We start from the raw sequence: 20,253 nt of genomic DNA on the forward strand, positions 1-20,253 counted from the left end.
GACGTAAAGGAACACCAGCATGACCACCAACCCAGCCGACGTCTCAGACTTCCCTCAGATCCGTGCCATCGTCCGTGCCAACGGCACCGGAGAAGTCGTCATTGCGGGCAACTCCCGCCCCATCATCGCCGCGGACGAGACCGCGCTACGCCGTGAATCAATGACCGTCATAGCCGCGCAGGCGAACGTTCTCAACCGACCCGTTCGCGTCTACACCGAAGGCCCGGAAGGCGACGGCGAGCTGATCGTCCACCCGGACGGGAACATCCAGGAAGTTGCCACCGAGGCCAAGAACCGTCGCCGCCGCCCTGAGTCGCCGGCATCCTCAACTACCAAACCTCGCGGTACCGAGAATGACGCACCCGCGCCGATCTTCACGCCAGCCGGGTCGGCCCCAACGTCTACGGAACGACCCGTAGAGCGACAGGATCACACCATGACACCATCGACGCTTATCAGTTCCGTGCCGACGTCCAGGGCAGTCCCGCAGGGCGCTACAGGCACTAGCTCCGCTCCTGCCCCAGCACCCGTTGCAGAGCCTGTTGAGGACGCACCGATGCGCCGCAGTTTGAAGGACACGTCTTTCCTCGTGAGTGAACCGGTTATGGAGCCGGCCACCCGAGGGTGGCGGGGAGCGATGACGAGACTGGGCTTCCGCATGGCACCGTCAGCAGAGGAGCTGGCCGAGCGCGACGACATCAGAGTTGTCAGCCAGCACTGGCCCGGTCCTCGCCTCATCGCCGTCGTGAACCGGAAAGGTGGGGCTAATAAGACACCCACCGTCGTGATGCTCAGTGCGATCCTCGCCCGCTATAGCGGCGCCTCAACCTGCGCGTGGGACAACAACGAGTCCCAGGGCACGCTGGGATGGCGCACTGAGAAGGGCGCCCATGACCGGAGCGTGCTGGATCTCATCGACTCCTCGCAGCAGCTTCTCTCCCCCGAGACCAACGCGGCCGAGATTGCCAAGTTCGTCCACCACCAGACCGTCGACAAGTTCGACGTCCTGCGCTCAGATGAGGATGAGGAAGGCGATCACGAGGTCACCGCCGAGGAAGTCGACATCGCCCACCAGGTACTCACCCGCTACTACCGGCTGATCGTCATGGACTCAGGCAACACCGCCCGGGCCGCAAACTGGCGGCGGATGATTCACCACACCAACCAGCTTGTCGTCCCTGTAACAGCCGTCGAGGACCGCGCCGAGGCCGCACGCCTGACGCTCCAGACCCTCATCTCCCGCGGTGGGCACGACGCCGAGCTGGCACGCAACGCGGTTGTCATCGTCTCTGAGTCAACCGACGCCAAGCGCAGCATGTCCGGTGATGCTTTGAAGCGAGCGAAGCAGGAGGCCCGCCGTATCGCGGATGGGTTCGAGCCCTATGTCCGCTCCGTCGTCCGCATCCCCTACGACCCGGCTCTGGTCAACGGACCGATCCGCTACGAGGCGCTGCGCCCCGAGACGCAGCGAGCTTGGCTTGCAGCCGCAGCGGCCGTCGCCACAGGGTTCTAGCTCAACGCCACCTCAGACAAAAAGCAGCCGGCGCTCTACGTGAATGGGGGAATCACGGAGTGCCAGCTGCTTCTGTCGTTAAGACTATCTGCCGCCTCTGACGGGACAAATTCAGGGGGCGGTACCGAACCGATTCTTGACCGGGATCTCGCGCCGGCTGCATTGGCTTGGTAGCACCCACGCCTCACGAGCACGCGAGAACTCGACCCACTGCGCGCAGACCTCTCCCGCCGCCCACGCCATCGCGAAACCACGCATCGTCTGCTTCGCGCCATCAGGGTAGGACAGCTCCAGCCAGATCGGCAGAGCCTTCGCAGGCTCCGTGATATCTCCGGACGGTGCCTCGAGCTGCACAGGAGGTCGAAACCGGTCTGCGCTCGGAGGGATGCCATGCCAGCCAGGACGGGGCGCGTGGCGAGGTTCGGAGGACATCGGCACACCGTACCGGCCAGCCCAGACAGTCAGCGCTCACAGAGAAGGCTGCTAGCCCCGCCCCGCGCTTTTTGCTCCGCCGGCCACCGCGTCAACGTACTGCCGCAATGACGGCACCCATGCCACAAGTTGATCTACGTCGCTCCACTTCACAATGAGCCGCAGCCCTAGTTGTGGCTGAGCATAACTTCGTACCGCACGTCTCTCCACGGCCACGGAGTAGGGGACGTCAAACGCATCAAGGCCCTCGCTGAGCTCCGCGATGCCTCTTTGCCAAGCCTCGCTGCCGTCCATCCTCCAGATAGACCAGCCGGTGGCCTTATTAAGTCGGAATGCACCTACGCGCACGAGACCGACAAACACTCGCTGCGCGGTGCGCTGCTCCGGGCTCAGCGGCACATGATCAACTCCTCTCGGCTATTCAGGGCTCAAGCAAAGACTTACTGCATCATGTCCCAGACTTCTTGGCGCGCCGCAGGGAAATCAAACGTGCCTCCTGATGTGAGCGACGTGACTCGCTCAAGAGGCCACTCGGTCAGCACACCGTAGCGAGCAGAGAAGATGCCCACCCGATCGATGTTGTACCGGTTTGAGTAGTCCAGCAGCGCGTAGCCAAGAAGCTGGTAAACGTTGACGGGCTTCAGCACGTCCGGACGGAGCCCCACTTTGTTCTTGGGAGCCAGAGTCGTCTTTACGTCGATGAGTAGCCCATCCGCTATGAGGTCAGCTTCCGCGGCATAGCGTCGATCAGGTCCACGGTCGGAGAGATCGAAGGTGGGGCCTAAGCTAAACGGACCTGAGAGCGCCGGAATGAGGCGTTCTTCGGAGAGTTCCCTCAATGCGACTAGTTCAGAAATAGCGGCATCGTCTGCCTGATCAAGCATTGTGTCGACAGTGAAGTTGCCAGAACCCACCAGACTCGGTATTAGAGGAGCCCCTGCGGCGCCAGCCCGGTGTGCACTGACACAGAGAGCCAGAGCCCATGCGGCCCGGGCGGCAAGCTCGCGATCATCTGACTGGCCGACGAAGCCCGCCAGTTCATTAACAACCCGACGGTAGCCCTCGAACGGGTAGAAAATGAGCGCCGACATCGGTGTCTCATCAGGCTTCAAGATCAACCGAACGATCAAATCGACAGCAGTTCCCACGGTGGCGGCATGCGCCCCCATTGAGTCGATCACGAGATCTCCTGCAACCGCCTTATATTCGGCCTGAAGGGCCTTCATATTCGGAAAATTAGCACGGACATATTGGCCAATAGAGGTCTTCGGGTCTACGACGTCTCTGCTGAGAAACCCAGTGGTGTTGAACATGTTTAGACCATAACCGTAGGGAGTGACGTTAGAACTCAACCCGCTGCGTATAGCAGTCCTCTAACCACTAACTCAACCAACCACCAGGTCGAATGCACTTCGGTTTGCTCAGCTCCACGGTCAACGTCTTTTGCTGCTGCCTGGGGAGCGTACGCACTCCCTCCGAGCTGCCTACGGCTGCGCCGCCCCGACCTGAGGGGTTCTCCCAGGCGCTTCGCTTATTTCCCGGGAGAACCCCTGCGCTCGTGGCCCTACGGGTAGACAGCTCTGCGCGGAGTGCAGCGAGACAAGCTCGCCAGCAGCAAAAAACGCGGATGGGAAGGGCAGGGACCACCATGGTTCAGCAGACAAAGACCACAGCAAGCACCACCCGAAGGCCACGAAGAGGGCCACCGGGAAAACCGTCGAGGAGCATAGGGTGGAAGCTGAGGTGTAGCACCGTCAGCTCATCGTTCTGCTCGAGTCCCTAACCAGTGGATAAGTCAGTTTTCACGGCCGCCGGGCTTGTCCTGCTCGAAGTCCTGTCCTTCCGGCTCGTCAGCACTGGTGCCTGACTACTCCGGGGTGCACCAGACCGTCCGGACAAGAACTGACGAGCAGGAAGGCAGGGACTAGAGCTTCCTGTCCCCTACTCGTGTGCCGCAGTTTAGGCATCCACGAGCGACTGCGAGATCCGGCTCGTCCTCACTAGCAGATTCCGGTGTAGCGTCGGGATTCTCATCAGCACCATCGTCTTCGGGCACCATTGAGAGCCCTTGTTCCTCGTCCGACGCCGGTGAACCGTCGCCGACAAATCCGGGTTTGGTGTTGTAGCTTGCCTCAAGGTGCTCGTGCACGTCATCGCGAAGAATCACCCACGTGCCACCGAGGCGGATGGCAGGCAGCCTGCCCTCGCGTAGCCATCGATACGTCACCGTCTTATCAAATAGCCCAAGCATGTCAGTCAGCTGCTTCGCACTGAGTCGAGAGGGTAGATCCGCGAAAAGAGTGCCGAGTGCTCTACTCATGACCGGCGTCATCCGTGCTGGCGGGGGTGTCTACTTGTTGGCCTCCTTATAGGCATCCACTACTGACTGCGGGATTCGCCCCCGAGAGCTCGGGTTATGGCCGTTGTCCTGCGCCCATTGACGAATCTTCTGTACGTCGTCGCGCTTCGTACGACTCGTGGATGTCCCAAGGCGCCCACCCTGACCCCTGCGGCCACCGGACGCCTTACGAGCGGCATCGACGTACTGCGACAGCGTAGAACGCAGCTCAGAGGCGTTATTCGTAGTCAGGTCGATCTCGTACTCCGTGCCGTCCAAGCCGAAACGAACGGTCTCCTCAGCCTCCTGGCCGTTAAGGTCATCAATCATCTGAATCTGTATACGCTGCGCCATTCTACGTCTCTCCAAGTGATTCGATGTGTAGTAAGGATCCCCGACTATTGACCTTACTAGCTGCAGATAGGGGAAGACTTCAGGGATGACTGAGCACGTCCATCGATATTCACTATCTTCATGCTCAACCCTTCCACTGCGGATGGGTATGCGGACGATGGCACCATCAGGTGCTGCTTGTCACTGGTTGACGCAGCGGGAGTTAAGGGACTACGCGTGGTCAATTTGTTCGCTTACCGCAGCACTGATCCGGCCGGCCTTAAAGCCGCGTCCGATGCGGCGGGGGGAGACGACACTCCGGCTGAGGTTTGCAGGTGCCGGGTCTCAGCGCGCCGGGTCAGCTTCTTGTCTAGGATGGTGCTGGCCGTCCCGGACGTGGGTTAGCCAGAACTAGGATGAGCCGTATGACGACATACGATCGGGCTTTGACGGTGCCCGCTGTGCGACGCGCCATCACCGATTTGCAACGTACGCGCATCCACCCCTTCTTCCTCGCCTATCTTGTGCTCAGAAGGCATGCGATTGAATCTGGCAGCGTGATCGGGCTTACTCCTCGATGGCTCCGGGATCTTGCACCTTTCATCCGGGTAGAAGGTGCGCCGCATAACAAGCCCTACTACCGGCCCTTGTCCAACCAGCAGGTCAGTGACACCAACTCCTACTGGCTGAACAGAAACCTCGCTGGATCATTCGCGCCGAGCTCTCTACGGGGACCCATCGTGGAGCTGGCCACCGACGGGCAAGGGAACTACGAACTTAGTGATAACCATGAGCAGCAAGCTCTCGACGCGCTGCTCTACGGACAGCGCGTCGACGTAGTTTCGCTAGCTGCCTTCCTGCTACGAGACTTTGGCTTCGAGCTACTGCTGTCAGAGGTGGATGAAGCTCTTGTCATCGCCTTCCGCAGCGTGTTCCGCTTCGACTTTGATCCGGCTGGCGAGGAGGCCTTCGAAAAATTATTTTTCGTACCGGATGATACTCCGCTGGTGCAACTTTTTGAGCCGCTCGATCCCCCGTTCACGGAGGAGGGCTACGGCATCATGGCATCCGGCGTGGACGCCGAACCCCTACCGGTCGAAACGTCACGGGAACCGATTCGTTCGCTCTCTGTCACCGATCTAGGCATCGGTTACGAACAGGGGCCCATCATTTCGCATGCCTCGAATAGTCCTGCGACCGAACAACTGCCGGAATCTGACCCCATGGTGGCCTTGGTTCGCCGTCTGCTGGAAACCAGCGGGGGGGTGATCTTCACAGGCCCTCCGGGTACAGGGAAGTCGTATGCGGCGGCCCTAGTAGCAGAGAGCCTCGTAGACACGCACTCGGAACGTACCCGCTACGTCCAATTCCATGCTTCCTACCAGTACGAGGACTTCATCGAGGGCTTCCGTCCGAAAGAAGGCGGTGACGGCTTCATCCTTCGCGCCGGGCACCTTATTGAGATGAGTGATCGAGCCCGAGAGAATCCCGAGCAAACGTTCGTTCTCGTGGTGGACGAACTGAGTCGGGGGGATGTTGGACGAGTTTTTGGCGAGGCCCTGACATACGTCGAGAAGAGCAAGCGGGACGTCTCGTTTACGCTGTCATCCGGGCGAGAAGCAACCATTCCCAGCAACCTTCTTCTGCTGTGCACCATGAACCCTATGGACAAAGGAGTTGATGAGGTTGACGCAGCATTTGAACGCCGGTTCGCAAAAATCGAAATGCTGCCCGACGCGGAGGTCCTTTCGGTAATGCTTAAAGACAATGGTCTTCCGGAAGAACTTCGTCATCGCGTCCTAGGGTGGTTCCGCCAGGTCAACAAGCGAGCTACCGATATACCGATGGCGGCACTTGGCCAGGCGTACTTTGCACAGGTCACTAATGCCAACGACCTATGGGACTTGTGGAGCCATCAACTGAAGTTCCATGTTGCGCGAGCATTCCGCCACGATAACGAGTCGCGTCAGAGTGTAGAGCAGGGATGGCGCGCTGCCGTCGGCAGTGACGAGGTGCCAACGGCGCAGGACTCACCCCAAAATGGATCCGGCGATGAAACCCCGTAGCGTGCATGACAGCTGACGAACAGGCCGAGGACAAAGACGATTTCGCAGTCCTGAAGCTGCGCGAGTTCGAGTCCAGAACGGTGCCAGCCGAATTGATTCTCAACGAGGACCGATCGCTAAACATCTACGAAGATGTGCTGCAGCGGGCGCTTGTCACCGTAACGGTTAAGGGTGGTTCCTTCCGGCTGCAGGCGGGCCAGTACGTAGGGGTCGTGCCCATCAACGCTCGGTGTGTGCTCCACATTGAGCCACGGACCCCACTAGCGAATCTCACCGCGATGGTGAAAATGGCCGGCTACGACCCGGAAGCGCTGGTTGCGATGCGCACCTATGGTGTATCGGCAGAGTCAGAACAGTGGATGAGGGACCTGCTGGCGGACGCACTCCTCGAAGCAGTTTTTAGGATTCGGGAGAATGGGATGCTGCGCTCATACGAACGCAGGTCGGATGAGTCGTCAATGCCGCGTGGCCGTATTAATATCAACGAGACGATCACCGCTCTGGCTTCCCGGGGCATCAATCACCGCGTCCGATTTTCATGGTTCGAGCGGACCGTCGACACACCTGAGAATCGTTGTCTTAAGTCAGCCCTTCTCGAGCTTGCGCGCGAGTACACGGACCCATTGACTCGCGGGAAATCCGGAAACCGAGAACGGGTCCGTCGCATCAGCACCGCCCTACACATGTTCGCTGAGGTCACGGATGATCGCCGCCGTGATTACCTGAACAGCGACGTCGTACAGGGATTTAGGAGATTGCCGGACCCACGGGCCTACTACAAGCCGGCGCTCAGCATTGCCTTGAGAATCCTCCGGAAAGAGGGGCTGCTACTCGAAGAGCCAGGGGCAGCAGTGCTGGAAACCTCTTTGCTCGTCAACATGGGGCACATTTTCGAACAGTACGTTCGAGCTCGGCTGCAGCGTCACGCAGAGGAAAGCTTTTGGACAGCTGAGGTACTCGACGGTAACTTGCAGGACGGACGCCTCGCTTTATATAGCGAGACAACAGCTGAAGAGAGGGCCTTGGCACCCGATCACCAGCCACCTAAAGGTGTCACCGGTTCTGCGGCGATGATGACGCCCGACATTGTGTTCCGGAGAAACGGAACGACGTTCCCTATGGTTGCCGATGTGAAAAACAAGGTACCGAAAGGTGACATGCCTTCAAGAGACGATGTGGAGCAGGTTGCCACCTATGGCTTGCGGTACGGGTCGAAGTACGTGTTCCTGGTCTATCCGCGGTCAGGGATCCGGCGGGCAGGGATGCAGCCGGTTGGCAACCTTGGACCCATTACCGTCTTTCAGTACCACTACGATCTTGCGGCGTCCGATATGGATAATGAAGCGCAGGCTTTCGGCTCGGCCGTTCAGCGCCTACTGGCAGCATCGCCGCAATCACCTTGAGGGAGCGATGTGGGCCTTGTCGAGCATGGGGATAAGGTCCACGCCCACGGCATCGAGACCGGACTCGTTGGCGATTCGGAGGGTAGTCCCAGTGCCTACGAAGGGGTCCAGCACAACGCCCCGGCTCGGTGTCCTGTGCCCGCAATCAGTCCAACCTGTCGTGACCTTCTTCGCGAAAGTAAACTCCCTGAAGTAGCCTCCGAGAACCTCTTTCGCTTCGGCCGCTAGCTTCTGCACGGGCAGGGCATTTCGGCCCGTACCCGTTTGCACGCTCAAGGCCTTGCCCGCGTCCGAGACGCCAGTAGCCTGGATGGCGGCTATGTGAGCCGGCGTCAGGTTGTGCTCCTTCGCCAGTTCCATTGCCCGCGCTGCCTGAGGTCGAGCTGGGTCAAGCTGATCCGTGCGCTCGACAACCCGCCGCCTTGGAGTGCCGCAAGTAGCGCAGATCTGAGGCGGGCAACCTAAGAGCAGTGAGCGACGCACCAGTTCACGAGGGAACGGCGCAAGGTGCTTGCCCATATTCCGCTCCGGGTTTATGTTCCAGACATCACCGGGGTTAGCACCATTGCCCATAACTTCGGAGTAACCGACGAGGTCGTAGTAGTAGGACTGCTTCGGAGCAAGGTGAAGGATGTACTCGTGCCTGTTGGCCAGTCGGTTCTTTACCGGATCCGGCATCCCAGACTCTTTCGCCCAGATAATGCGGTTTCGCACGAGCCATCCAGCATCGACTGCTGCGGCTTCAATGCGCCCGGGGATACCCACCAGGGAGCGCTTGTTGTAGGTGTCTCCGACGTTAAGGAAGACCGAACCGGTCGGTCGCAGGACACGCTTCCACTCCGTAAGGCAATCCATGATCGAAGACACGTAAGCCTGCGGAGTGCTCTCGAGCCCGATCTGATCGACGTGCCCGTAGTCACGCTTCTGCCAGTACGGAGGAGACGTTACGACGACATCTGCGGAGCTGTGCTTGAGATGGGTGTCTCGTGCGTCACCTGTAACGACCGAGCTCGTCGCAGGTGCCAGTCCCGTCTCCCAGGATTCAAGGCTGGAGACAGACACCGAGCCCAGGTGAGGAGTACCTGCGACTTCTCTAGTGAGCGCAGATGGGTCCGTAGTCGATGACATGCGAGAAGCGAGCTCCCAAGTAGTAGAGGACGTGGATCTAACGTTCACGAACGATAGCCAGTGACACCCACGTTACTAGCTGGCTGTCCCGTCGTCGAGGGCTCTGGAATACGCGGTGTTGAAGCGAGAACCGCAGTAATCCTTGCGGACAGAGCAACACGGGACAGACCTGAGGAAGTATCTAACCCACCCGAACCGTGCCCTGTGCGGCGGTAGGCTGATGGGCATGTCGAATCTAGAGGGCGAACCGCGCGTCACCCTCGCTCAACTTGCAACGGCGGCAGGCGTATCGCTACCAGTGACATCTAAGGTACTCAATGGGCGCAGCGGTGTTTCACCAAAAACGCGGGCAAAGGTTAATGCCCTTCTGGAGGAACATGGCTACCGCCCGCGCCAAAAGTCAGCCGAGCAAGCATCTCTTATTGAACTGGTCTTCCATGAACTAGAAAGTGCGTGGGCGCTTGAAATCATCCGAGGTGTGGAACATGTTGCGCGCGAACACGGTATGAGTGTAGTACTTACGGAAACTGGTACGCGTCATACTCTAGGACCCGAATGGATCGAAGGAGTACTTTCGAGGCGACCAGCAGGCGTGGTACTTGTCCTCTCAAATCTGCCTTTGGATTTCCGTAGGAAGCTCGACGTACGAGACATTCCGTTTGTCATCATTGATCCTGCGGGTAATCCGGCACCCGACGTCCCCTCCGTCGGCTCCGCTAACTGGGCCGGCGGTATGTTAGCAACCCGCCATCTGATCGATTTGGGGCACAAGCGAATCGCAGTAATTAGTGGCCCCAAGAACATGATGTGCTCCCTCGCGCGTATTGATGGATACCGCTCCGCAATGAACATGGCAAATCTTCCCATCGACACTGGATTCATCCGGTACGGCGATTTTCATGTTGACGGAGGACGCGCTCACGCTTTCGCTTTGCTGCGCAGCACTGACCCACCCACTGCCATCTTCGCGGGCAGCGACCTTCAGGCGCTGGGTGTTCTCGACGCGGCGCGTCAGATCGGGCTTCGGGTTCCTGAAGATCTCTCAATTGTCGGATACGACGACTTACAACTTGCTCGGTGGACAAGTCCCGCTTTGACTACCGTTCATCAACCCCTTATACAAATGGCCGAAGAAGCGGCAAGGATGGTGCTGCGGTTCCGCAGCGGTGAACGGCCAAATAATTGTCGGATTGAGTTAGCAACTAGTCTCGTGGTGCGGCAGAGTACTGTAGCACCATCAAAAGATGGTAATTCGCCCTAAAGCCCAGCCTTCTTGTTGTGCCTTTTAGCTCGATCAGCCCTCTCTGGGTTAAGACTCCCAAGTGTATTTTGCTGGGTACGCACAAATTATGGGAAGGGTGGACTGAGTAGTCGATGGCGTCATTGATACTGATGTGTGGGGCTAAAACCCTTCATCACGGGTTCGAATCCTACTCTTGCTCGAGGGTACCAAGTAAAAACCGCTTTGTAGCGGCTTGGTCGCGAGTGCTGGCAGTCAGTTCAGCATTAGCGTCTCGCGCTCTCCCGCCTCCGGTCATTCGATGAGGGCACAGCTTTATTCATCGCGCGTCATAAGCTCGTGGGCATCTACGATCTTGCCGAGCGCGTCATCGCAGCCATTCGTAATATTGACTTCAGCTCCTGCTCGAACGCCGAGCACGCGGCACTCCTGTGAATAAAATTCAGCGCCCTCCTGCATTCTTCTATAAGTAGCTGACTGCTCTTCGGCGTGTGAAGATAGGCCATCATAAGCATCGTCAGTTTCCAAATAAATAGCCGTAAGTATCTCAGCGCATTCCTGCATCGAGCCCAGTACTTGGCACACACCCAGCACTGGACGGTCGGGTCCCTCGACCAACGGTGTGGTCGGTAAATTTTGAGTGGAACAAGCGGTAACGAACACCATCGCTACTGACGACGTAGCCGCGAGCCTTCCCACCGATCGACGCAACTGGACAGCCGGGGGCGTCTTCACTTGCATGCCTCCTGTGCCGTCTGGATCGCTTGATCTACCGCTTCAAACTGGGAATCGACCAGGAAGCGCCGTTCTTGCTGATCAGTAGTCTCACGTCCCACTTCAGCTAGGAGTAGCAACTCCCTCTCAAGCACCTCGGACGATCTTTCAGATAATTCGACAAGTTGCTCCGCCTGCTCGATTGACGGCAGCGCGCGCAATGTCACCTTATCTCCGTCGAAAGAACGCAATTTGATACACGTGTCTTGCGTACTGAGACGTTCCGGGGCACAAGCCGTACTCGTCAGTAGTAAAAACGAGCTGAGTAAGAGCACGAGAAGTCGGATGTCTTTCGTGCCGATATGCAAAGAACCGGTAATCATTGCCCAGCTTTTCTTATCTGTCGGATTTAGGCGCACTGTCGCTTCAGCTTGAAACGGTATCAGGGCTCAATTGGGTACCTGGCGATGCAAACTCGATCTTGCGCTATTTCAGCATTTTTCCACCGTGCCACTTGAGCGAGTAGCAAAGCTGAGGATCTAATATATTGATGCAAGGTTTAACCGGGTCTTTAACAAATTCAAAGAACGGCTGGGGACGATTACCAGCTACGTCAATTGATTCTTCATCAAAAATTGTATCGTCGTCATCGTACGAATCTGAATCCTCAGTTGAGGACTCCACTGCCTTCAATCCATCGACTATTTTGTGTGCAATTACGTGAAGATTATTTATTTTTGCCTCCAGATTCATTGCATTTACTTTTTGTTTATTATAGAGACTGGCGACCTTACCGTCGGAGGAAGTGTTATTTTTTCTTTCTGGATAGACTCGCATTCCAATTGAAGTTTTTAGCTCGTCAAGCGAGACCGTGGGTTTAGCGCCTAGGTCTCTCAAAACGAACAGAATGAGTTCGTAGCCGTCATACTCTTTGGATCCGATTCGATAAGTCTTGCGCTCATGTCCGCGCTGTTTGGGGCCATTAATAAGGATCTTGAGCCATTGCTCCGACTGAGGGTCCCTGACAGAACCGAAGAAGTCCTGCCACCATTGAGGTTCTTGAAGTTGGAAAGGTTGTGGGCCAGGAACGGTCTCGGTCACGCCGTTCTCTAATTCGCAGAGATTCAGGCACAACTGTTGCATTATTTGGGGACTGCCAAAGCTATTCTTCGAAAGCTCTTGAATGATCGATTCCGACGCTTGTACATTGAGTGCCTCGAATCCTTTGTACGCGATCTTCCCGAGGTCCTCTAAGCTCCAGGTCGGAACCTTAATTGGCGTATGCCTTCCTCCTGCATTGGTATTATCAAAGGCTGGATCTGTTTCCCGGTTTGGTAAGGTTATGAGAACGATAGAAACTCCAGTACCAGCAACTGGACGAAGAGCTTTGATGAGTGATCTTCGCCTCTCGACGTCAGTAACAAAGTGGAAGTCGTCGATTGCTATTGCTACAGTCATGCCCTTATCGATGAGAAGTTCGAAGGCTTTAATCACTTCAGTTTCAGCATCGAGCTGAATGGCGTTGGTGCTAGTGGTTTGCTTCATATGTTCGCCACCCACCTGTGATCCACCCTCGCCTTTTGCTAACCCCAAAGTCGCCGAGAACTTCGCGAAAAAACCCCAGGTTGATTTGTCCCCGGAAACTGTTCCTGTTTCTTTCGAGACTGGAATCTCAAGGGCTGCCCCTAGTTTTTGCCATAAGGCATTGTCTCCCTCAAGGAAGGAGTTGCCGTTGACGAAAATGGAAAAGCTAACTTTCCCCAGCGCCGTTTTCACCAAAGTCGTTTTACCCAGCTTCGTCGCTCCTAATACGGAGACGTACCAGCCACCTTTCTTTATCTCCCAATCAATTTCTTGAGAGAGATGAGTGCGATTCACCCCTGTTATCGTGGGCCGTTTCGCCGGTGTGAAGACGTCTGTTGTCAGCTGTGTCATAGGTAGATCCTAGGTGTCTTCGCCGAGCAGCCTGGAAGCTTGACTAGATTGGTTCGTCAGGCAGCCTCATCCCAAGGGTGTCTATCTGAGGTACACCCTGCGCAGCGCCGCCCGCACGGAAGCCGATCCCGCTGTGGGGCGCGAAGCTGGTGGGCATTATTGGTGGCTGGTTGTGGGGGTGAAGTCTGAGTGGAGCGGTTTATCCATTACTCCGAGTTTGCGTAGTGCCCAGGGACCTACGATGGCTCCGGAGAGGATCACTCCTCCTGCGATGAAGCAGGTGAGCTGCCAGGATGCGGCATCGTAGAGCATTCCCGCGGACGAGGCCCCGATAGCTGCTCCGATGAGCGTGGCAGCTGTGTAGATCCCCATCGCTGCCCCGATCTGGTGCGGGTACTTCTCGGTGATCACGGCTTGTTCGATCGGCATCACCAACGCCCATGCCACCCCGCAGAGAATCCATAGAGCGGCGATGATCAGGGGCCCGGAAGCGTATGCCAGGGAGATGGCAAAGACGCCGCTCAGGATGGACCCGACGATCATCCCGGCGCGCCGACCGATGCGCAGGACGACCTTGTGCAGCACTGGTGGAAGGACTCCCATGGCGATCGCTCCTGGGAGGAAGATGTAGGCGGTTTCGATAACACCCAGCTCGAACGCGCGCGGAAGATGCAGGAGCAGCAAGATCCCGATCATGGGCTCGGCCAGCGCGGTCATCAGCGTCGCAATGAGCATCGGGCGCAGCGAACCGATCAGGACACGTGACCCCTGGGGCGTGGTGGATGCCTGTCTATCCGCTGACCGCAACGGTGCGGGTGCTGGGCTGAGGAAAAGAAGCACGGCGCCTATCGCGCATGCCGCCGCGCCGGCGAAGAAGGTCACCGGAAACGAATCGAACTGCCCCAGCAACATCAGGCCGGCAACAAAAGCGATCCATACCCCGGTTTCCTGGAAGGACATCAGCCGGGCGAACACACCGGAATCCTGTGGGAGATGCTCACCGACCATGGCTCGCAGCGAAACCCACAGGAGTGCTCCGCCGATACCACCGACAGTTGCTGCCGTGTACGCCAGAGGCAAGGAGCCGGCTACTGCGTATCCGCAGCAGGACAAGGCATACAGGAGGGCCCCGAGACCGGCAATGCGTTCGCGTTTCCGGGAATCTGCAAGGTGCCCGGCGATCGGGCGGGCTATGACGGAGACGATCATCTCCAGTGCAACGAGGAAGCCCACCTGTGCGGGACTGGCGCCGAGGGCTATTCCGGCCCAGAGCGGAATCAGGAAATCGAGCAACTCAGCTGGCCCGTTTGTGAGACCTGCTGCGACCAGTGCTGATCCGAGACGGGTGCGGCCCCGTGCAATGTCCCCCTGCATGCGCTCGATCCTAGCCGTACGAGACCAACCCTCCACAGCACTACTGCAGCGACCCCATAACTAGCCGTTCCAGGTGGCTGAAAGCTCGTCCGGAACCGATTGGGCCAGAACCCGGCGCGGAGGGTTTCGGTCAGGACACGTGGGTGTCGCGTTGGGATACACCGAGAGCAACATCGACGATACACGCGGAGCTTCTTGACCGCTTTCTCTGCACTAAGTCATTTCTTCTTGGGTGAGGGGTTAGCGGATGGATGGGCCGTTTTCGTAGACGAACTTTGCCTCGTACTGGGTGTCAGGCTTGGTCGCGGTAATGGTCACGGAGTGCTGCCCTGGTTGGAGCTCGTAGGAGGACTTGGCCGTGGTGGTGCCTGGCGAGGCCTGGCAGATCACCTCGAAGCCATCAGTCAGAGTCAGAGTGCCGGCGCTCAGGCACTTCAATTCGGCGCCGATGTGTGTGGCGTCCTCGGGCGGTTCGCCGAGCTCGATGGTCTGCGTGCCCGTGTAGGTGCCCGATACAGGTTCTGCAACCGCCGAAGGGACAGGGCCAGTGGGTGCGGGTTGGGGCTGATTCTCCGTTTCGAGGTCTCCGGCGGTGCATCCGGTGATTAGGAGGCCGGCCAGTAACCCGGTGAGCACTAGGACTGGTGATCGTCGCATGATCGACATGGTTTAGATCTGCGCGTCCGTGGCTTCAGCTTCCCTTGATCGCTCGAGCGCCGGGGCCAACGTTCTGATGACGATAGCTGCGCCGACGAGGGTCGTGCCCATCGGTATCAGTGCCCATCGAACCAGTGTCAGAACAAGGTCCACGAGTCCGACCCCGATAGAGGCCGTCGGTCCCACTGATTCTGCAAGTGCACCCATCAGCTGCGGAAGGAGTACCAACATGAATCCGCCGGTCACAATGAGGATGATGCCCCACTGGACGCACTTTTTGGCTGTCGCTTCCATTGTTCCCCCAAACGAAACTGATGATCGTCTGCTGATCGTAGTAGTTAGGCGGGTGAATGGGACCGGGGCGGGCACACAATTTTGGTCACGAGTTTCCAACTGTCTCTGACACTCTCGGCATAGAGGCGGTCCGCCCAACAGGTGTTGCGTTTGGGTACACCCCGACGCCACAGTGCAGGTCGTCTCGAATCCTGTTGCTTTAGGGTTCCAAGGAGGTTTTTGCAACAGAAGCGAGCGAGGGTCTAGACCTCGTGCAACGTCCGCGGGCTGCCTCGTGATTCGCTAGGCCGGCCGTCTCACTTCTGGTTGAACTGTTCATCGTGTTGTCACCTGTCGCTGGTAGCTTCACCGGATGGACGCCACGCTGCCCACGCCCCAGACCGCGAACACCGCCACAATCTCGGACCTCGCCGGCCGAGCAGGCTTTGATGAGCAGTTCCTCGGGGTCCCGGTGCCCGTGCCGGCGCTTGCCGGGGTAAAAACGGTCCTGCTCCCGTACACGCACTTCTCGGTGCTGATGCGCCCGGACAAGCGTCTGGCTGCTGTTACGGCGCTCGGTATCGACGGGGCGAAGCTCATGGACCTGGACCGGTCCGGCATCGACTGGCGGTTGGATCCACGGCTGCCTGAGGACCAGCAGACGGGGGAGCGGGTCTACGCGCGCAACGACATCGACCGCGGACACCTCGTGCGCCGGGCATCAGCGGTGTGGGGCGACACCCGGGCCGAAGCCGCCACCGCGAACGAGGACACCTTCCACTACACCAACGCTGCCCCGCAGGCCGCGAAGTTCAACCAGGGCCTGGAGCTCTGGCTGGGCCTGGAGTCGTACCTCCTCGAGAACGCCGCCGACAACGGCCGGCGCCTGATCGTGTTCACGGGTCCGATCTTCAGCGACGTCGACCCCGTGTACCGGGGCGTGGAGATCCCGTTGCGGTACTTCAAGGTCGCCGTGTTCCTGCAGGAAGGTGCGTTGGCGGCGACCGGATACGTCGTCGACCAGACCCCACAGCTGGCCGACCTCGATGACGTGCCGAAGCCCGGCGCCGTTGGGGATGACGCACCGCCGTTGGGGCCGTTCCGGACCTTCCAGGTGCCGATCCGCGACATCGCCGCGCTCACCGGGCTCGACCTCGACCAGCTGGTTGGGGTTGATCGGATGCCGATCGCCGCGGCCCTACCCAGTGCGCGCGTGACCTCCGCCTGGCGGGAGCTCTCCAGTCCGGAATGCCTCGACCTCGACTTCGAACTCAACAGCTGATCATGAGGCCCGGAAGGCACATCATCGTCGCGGTTCTTACGGTTCAGTGAAGGATCCTCAGCGTGTGCCCGTCAGGACTGTCTTAGATCCTTCTCGAAGTGAGTTGGTGGTCGGCGTTCCAGCTGCGCAGGAGGTCCAGGGCGTCGGCGGAGGGGCTTCCGGGTTCGGGCAGGTAGGTGGTGAGGTTCAACCCGGGGGTGGAGTTGATGGTCAGGACGTCGTACCCGATGGTCATGTCTCCGACGACGGGGTGGCTGATGCGTTTGGTTCCGCTGGCGTGGGTGCGCACCGTGTGTCCTCCCCACCAGGTGCGGAAGTCAGTGCTGTGGGTGGATAGCTCTCCCACGAGGTTCATCAGTGCCCGGTCCGAGGGGTCGTGGCCGGCAAGGAGGCGCAGCGCGGACACGGATTCTCGGGCACTGGTCTCCCAGTCCGGGTAAAAGGTCTGGGAGCGGGGATCCAGGAACAGGTATCGGGAGTGGTTCAGCGGTGCAGCGTCCTCGGGGAACAGGTGGGGGAACAGGGCCCGCCCGAGGGAGTTCGATGCTGCCGGGTCTCCGAGGTGGGTGAGGACCAGGGCGGGGACGTCGCGCATGGTTTCGAGCATCTGAGGGAGCCGCGAGGGCAGTTTCGGTGTCGGTTTGATCCGGGGTTTCGGGCGTGGCCCGGATGCGGCATGTGCGAGGTCGAACAGGTGGGTCGTTTCGGCGTCGTTGAGTTGGAAGGCCCGCACGAGGGCGTACAGGACACTGTCGGAGACGCCGCTGAGGTTCCCGCGTTCCATCCGCGTGTAGTAGGCGGTGGACACCCCGGCAATCTGGGCGACTTCCTCGCGGCGCAGCCCGGGCACTCGTCGCTCACCACCGAAGAGGGTCAGCCCGGCCGCTTCCGGGGTGATGCGTGCGCGCAGCGCGGTGAGGAACTGCTGCACGTCGCGTCGATTGTCCATGCTCTCAAGGCTACGATCACCCGTTCAGGGGGTGGGAGTCCCTGTCAGGAACCCCCACCCTGCCGGCACATAAAGCTCGGTTGACCCAGTGCCGAGCCGTCGAAGCAAGGAGGATGTGCCCGCCTGGGGGATAACACCAGTGACTCTCACCCGGGCCGGTAACCGTCCTAGCGTTGTCATCATGACGAATACGACATCGGACATGACATTGACCCTGAACAACGGCGTCACCCTTCCCGCGATCGGTCTGGGCGTTTTCCAGACCCCGGCCGAGGAGACCGCGACCGCAGTGGCCGAGGCCCTGCGCGTGGGCTACCGACACATCGACACCGCTGCCGCCTACATGAACGAGCAGGGTGTCGGTGAGGGCATCCGGGCCTCCGGTGTTGCCCGTGAGGACATCTTCATCGAGACGAAGCTGTGGATCAGCGACTACGGGTACGACGCTGCCCTGCATGGGTTCGACAAGAGCGCCGCGAAGCTCGGCGTCGACCAGATCGACCTGCTCCTGCTCCACCAGCCGCTCACCAGCCGGTTCGACCTCACCCTGGACGCCTACCGGGCGATGGAGAAGCTCCTGGCCGACGGGAAGGTCCGCGCGATCGGCGTCAGCAACTTCATGCCCGAGCTGCTCACCCGCCTGCTGGCCGAGACCACGGTTGTGCCGGCGGTCAACCAGATCGAGCTGCACCCGTACTTCCAGCAGAAGGAACTGCAGGCCCTGCACGCCGAGCACAACATCCTTACCCAGGCGTGGTCGCCGATCGGTGGGATCACCTCCTACGGTGGAGGCGCCAAGAGTGCGTTCGAGGACGAGACACTGCTGGCGATCGCCGGTGAGTACGGCAAGTCCGCCGCTCAGGTGATGCTGCGCTGGCACCTGCAGGCAGGCCGCTCGGTCATCCCCAAGTCGACCAAAGCAGCCCGCATGGCGGAGAACTTCGACGTCTTCGACTTCGAGCTCACCGCCGACCAGATCCAGTCGATCGACGCACTCGACACCGGCGTCCGCGGAGGCCCCGACCCTGACAGCATCACCCTCGAGTCCTACGGCATGCCCATCCCCGAGGCCTGAGCACCCCCGTCAGGATCATCCACCAGCAATGGTGGATGATCCTGGCTTGCTCGTGCTTGATGAGTACCCGATACCGGCCGCTCTGTTGGTAGCCCGTTCAGACAGATCCGACGCACAACGAATGGAGCACCACGCGTGTCCTACGAAATTTTCCAAGCAAAAGCCGACCTCGCCGACCTTGTCGCCACCTTCGCAATCACCTCCGATGAGCGCCGTCTTCCCGATCAGATGAAGCTATTCACCCCTGATGCTCACGTGGAAATATGGATGGGCGAGAACCTCGCGTTCGACATCAGCGGGACGGAGAAGATGCTGGAAATCTTCACGGCTTTCACAGCAGATGTGAAACGGCTGTTCCACATGAATGGGCAGCAGATCTTCACCGTGAACGGCGACACGGCCACCGGGATCGTGTATTGCGAAGCCAAGCTGATCAGCGGTGAGAGCAACGCCGAGACCATCACGGTAAGCAGCATCCGGTACGACGACACGTACGTTCTGCGGGACGGACGCTGGTTGATCGCCACCCGCATCTCCCACTTCTCGATTAACGACACGCGGCCCCTCGCTACCTAACCGTGGACGGGGTGATCCGTCGCGCGTAGCCGGCCCACCCCGCATCAAGGACACCGGATCGCAGCTCGCAGGATTCGATGCCTATCGCAGCGCCTAGTAGGACCTGATGAGTGCCCGGAAGCAGGCCACCCCCACGGTCGGCTTCCGGGCACGCACATATCAGTGCTCTTTTGAGCAGGGTCAGGCGGTGGCTTGGTCCTTGATCTGTGCCAGGGCGTCCATGAAACCTTCCGAGCACCCACTGGATCCGGCGAGACGGTCGACGTTCAGGTCATCCAGTTTCCGGCCGACGATGGCTTGCGGCAGGGCTTCGGCGAAACGCTGCTGGTAGCCGAGCGAAGTCTCATTCTCGGCAGGTGTTGTGATGTCTACGTCGGTGACGGTGCCATCGTCGATGGTGAGGGTGACGTCGTGGTGGGACGGCAGGGACCCGTACCAGCCGGTCGCACTGTATTCACCGTCCCGGTACCCCTCAGTTGAACCACCCGTTGCAGCCGAGGACGCGGGTGAAGGCGATGAGGTGGACGTCTCGGGCTCGCTCTCGGCCGCCCCCTCAGATGCCGTACCAGTGGCGGTAGCAGTCGCGGTATCAGTACTCGTGTCGGTGCCGGTACTGGTCGAGGTGCTGGTCGAGGTGCTGGTCGAGGTGCTGGGTTGGTCGGGGGTGCAGGCGGTCAGGCTCAGTGCCAGCAGCGCACCGGTGCCCAGTACTCGGTGGGTGGGTCGCACGAGGGATCCCCAAAACACGTCAAGACAAGTTTCCGAGACAACGAGGGGGCCGGAATCTCGGGGGAGTGGTTGCTCGACGCGGGACAGCTGCAAATGTCTTAGAAAGCTTTGGTGGTCTCAACCGGTCAATGCACCACTCCTTGGCAGGATGAGTGGTGGAGGTGCGTGTGGAGTTCACAGAGGAGCAGCAACAAGCGATTTGGGAGGGGTGGCGGAACGGTGAGTCGTTCCGTCAG

19 protein-coding genes are annotated in these 20,253 nt (G+C 59.4%); 8 read left to right on the forward strand and 11 right to left on the reverse strand.

Going from position 1 to position 20,253, the window contains the following annotated elements; genetic code table 11:
* The first annotated feature begins 19 nt into the window (after window positions 1-19).
* Window positions 20-1,513, forward strand: coding sequence for a MinD/ParA family ATP-binding protein (locus FNH21_RS16490; protein WP_152817139.1), 1,494 nt, complete (start codon window positions 20-22; stop codon window positions 1,511-1,513).
* An 872-nt stretch (window positions 1,514-2,385) separates the two neighbouring features.
* Here the strand turns inward: FNH21_RS16490 and FNH21_RS16495 are convergent.
* The 3 genes from FNH21_RS16495 to FNH21_RS16505 form a co-directional block, all read right to left on the reverse strand.
* A complete protein-coding gene (locus tag FNH21_RS16495) occupies window positions 2,386-3,258 on the reverse strand; it encodes a hypothetical protein (RefSeq protein ID WP_152817140.1) in 873 nt (290 codons plus the stop codon).
* A gap of 611 nt (window positions 3,259-3,869) precedes the next feature.
* Entirely contained in the window at window positions 3,870-4,265 is a 396-nt protein-coding gene (locus FNH21_RS16500) for a helix-turn-helix domain-containing protein (protein ID WP_191932086.1), read from the reverse strand.
* A gap of 30 nt (window positions 4,266-4,295) precedes the next feature.
* On the reverse strand, window positions 4,296-4,637 hold the full coding sequence (locus FNH21_RS16505; RefSeq protein ID WP_152817142.1) for a histone-like nucleoid-structuring protein Lsr2: 342 nt from the start codon (window positions 4,635-4,637) through the stop codon (window positions 4,296-4,298).
* A 120-nt stretch (window positions 4,638-4,757) separates the two neighbouring features.
* Here FNH21_RS16505 and FNH21_RS17525 point away from each other — a divergent pair, with 120 nt between their 5' ends.
* Genes FNH21_RS17525 through FNH21_RS16520 form a run of 3 tightly spaced genes read left to right on the forward strand, consistent with a single transcriptional unit; the run spans window position 4,758 to window position 8,085 of the window.
* Window positions 4,758-5,021, forward strand: coding sequence for a DUF1643 domain-containing protein (locus FNH21_RS17525; RefSeq protein WP_152817143.1), 264 nt, complete (start codon window positions 4,758-4,760; stop codon window positions 5,019-5,021).
* 20 nt (window positions 5,022-5,041) lie between these two features.
* Window positions 5,042-6,682 (forward strand): McrB family protein, encoded by a 1,641-nt coding sequence (locus FNH21_RS16515; RefSeq protein ID WP_191932087.1) that lies wholly within the window; start codon window positions 5,042-5,044, stop codon window positions 6,680-6,682.
* 5 nt (window positions 6,683-6,687) lie between these two features.
* Window positions 6,688-8,085: an McrC family protein gene (locus FNH21_RS16520; protein ID WP_152817145.1), complete on the forward strand. Its 1,398-nt coding sequence runs from the start codon at window positions 6,688-6,690 to the stop codon at window positions 8,083-8,085.
* On the opposite strand, the gene FNH21_RS16525 is transcribed toward FNH21_RS16520, so the two are convergent.
* Window positions 8,077-9,147: a DNA methyltransferase gene (locus tag FNH21_RS16525; RefSeq protein ID WP_338403336.1), complete on the reverse strand. Its 1,071-nt coding sequence runs from the start codon at window positions 9,145-9,147 to the stop codon at window positions 8,077-8,079. The genes FNH21_RS16520 and FNH21_RS16525 overlap by 9 nt on opposite strands.
* A 292-nt stretch (window positions 9,148-9,439) precedes the next feature.
* On the opposite strand from FNH21_RS16525, the gene FNH21_RS16530 reads away from it, so the two are divergent.
* Window positions 9,440-10,474 carry a LacI family DNA-binding transcriptional regulator gene (locus FNH21_RS16530; RefSeq protein WP_152817147.1) on the forward strand — a complete coding sequence of 345 codons (1,035 nt, stop codon included), beginning with the start codon at window positions 9,440-9,442 and terminating at the stop codon, window positions 10,472-10,474.
* Window positions 10,475-10,768: 294 nt separating this feature from the next.
* Here the strand turns inward: FNH21_RS16530 and FNH21_RS16535 are convergent, their stop codons facing one another.
* The 5 genes from FNH21_RS16535 to FNH21_RS16555 all read right to left on the reverse strand — a co-directional run bounded on the left by FNH21_RS16535 (window position 10,769) and on the right by FNH21_RS16555 (window position 15,142).
* Window positions 10,769-11,194: a hypothetical protein gene (locus FNH21_RS16535; RefSeq protein WP_152817148.1), complete on the reverse strand. Its 426-nt coding sequence runs from the start codon at window positions 11,192-11,194 to the stop codon at window positions 10,769-10,771.
* A complete protein-coding gene (locus FNH21_RS16540) occupies window positions 11,185-11,550 on the reverse strand; it encodes a hypothetical protein (protein WP_152817149.1) in 366 nt (121 codons plus the stop codon). The genes FNH21_RS16535 and FNH21_RS16540 overlap by 10 nt, the downstream gene beginning before the upstream one ends.
* A 103-nt stretch (window positions 11,551-11,653) precedes the next feature.
* The gene (locus FNH21_RS16545) at window positions 11,654-13,102 is read right to left on the reverse strand and encodes a hypothetical protein (RefSeq protein ID WP_152817150.1); all 1,449 of its coding nucleotides are present in this window, start codon (window positions 13,100-13,102) and stop codon (window positions 11,654-11,656) included.
* A gap of 156 nt (window positions 13,103-13,258) precedes the next feature.
* Window positions 13,259-14,395 (reverse strand): MFS transporter, encoded by a 1,137-nt coding sequence (locus FNH21_RS16550; RefSeq protein WP_191932088.1) that lies wholly within the window; start codon window positions 14,393-14,395, stop codon window positions 13,259-13,261.
* A 321-nt stretch (window positions 14,396-14,716) separates the two neighbouring features.
* On the reverse strand, window positions 14,717-15,142 hold the full coding sequence (locus FNH21_RS16555; protein ID WP_152817152.1) for a hypothetical protein: 426 nt from the start codon (window positions 15,140-15,142) through the stop codon (window positions 14,717-14,719).
* Between the two features lie 637 nt (window positions 15,143-15,779).
* On the opposite strand from FNH21_RS16555, the gene FNH21_RS16560 reads away from it, so the two are divergent.
* Window positions 15,780-16,688 carry a DNA/RNA non-specific endonuclease gene (locus tag FNH21_RS16560; RefSeq protein ID WP_152817153.1) on the forward strand — a complete coding sequence of 303 codons (909 nt, stop codon included), beginning with the start codon at window positions 15,780-15,782 and terminating at the stop codon, window positions 16,686-16,688.
* Between the two features lie 82 nt (window positions 16,689-16,770).
* Here the strand turns inward: FNH21_RS16560 and FNH21_RS16565 are convergent, their stop codons facing one another.
* Complete coding sequence (locus tag FNH21_RS16565) at window positions 16,771-17,637, reverse strand: helix-turn-helix domain-containing protein (RefSeq protein WP_152817154.1); 867 nt, start codon at window positions 17,635-17,637, stop codon at window positions 16,771-16,773.
* A 202-nt stretch (window positions 17,638-17,839) separates the two neighbouring features.
* Here FNH21_RS16565 and FNH21_RS16570 point away from each other — a divergent pair, with 202 nt between their 5' ends.
* Window positions 17,840-18,712, forward strand: coding sequence for an aldo/keto reductase (locus FNH21_RS16570; RefSeq protein WP_206687078.1), 873 nt, complete (start codon window positions 17,840-17,842; stop codon window positions 18,710-18,712).
* Window positions 18,713-18,847: 135 nt separating this feature from the next.
* Window positions 18,848-19,288, forward strand: a complete 441-nt coding sequence (locus FNH21_RS16575) for a nuclear transport factor 2 family protein (protein WP_152817156.1) — start codon at window positions 18,848-18,850, stop codon at window positions 19,286-19,288.
* A 180-nt stretch (window positions 19,289-19,468) separates the two neighbouring features.
* On the opposite strand, the gene FNH21_RS16580 is transcribed toward FNH21_RS16575, so the two are convergent.
* Window positions 19,469-20,017 carry a hypothetical protein gene (locus FNH21_RS16580; RefSeq protein WP_152817157.1) on the reverse strand — a complete coding sequence of 183 codons (549 nt, stop codon included), beginning with the start codon at window positions 20,015-20,017 and terminating at the stop codon, window positions 19,469-19,471.
* Window positions 20,018-20,253 lie beyond the last annotated feature (236 nt).

It is taken from the genome of Arthrobacter bussei, assembly GCF_009377195.2.
GTDB lineage: Bacteria > Actinomycetota > Actinomycetes > Actinomycetales > Micrococcaceae > Arthrobacter_D > Arthrobacter_D bussei.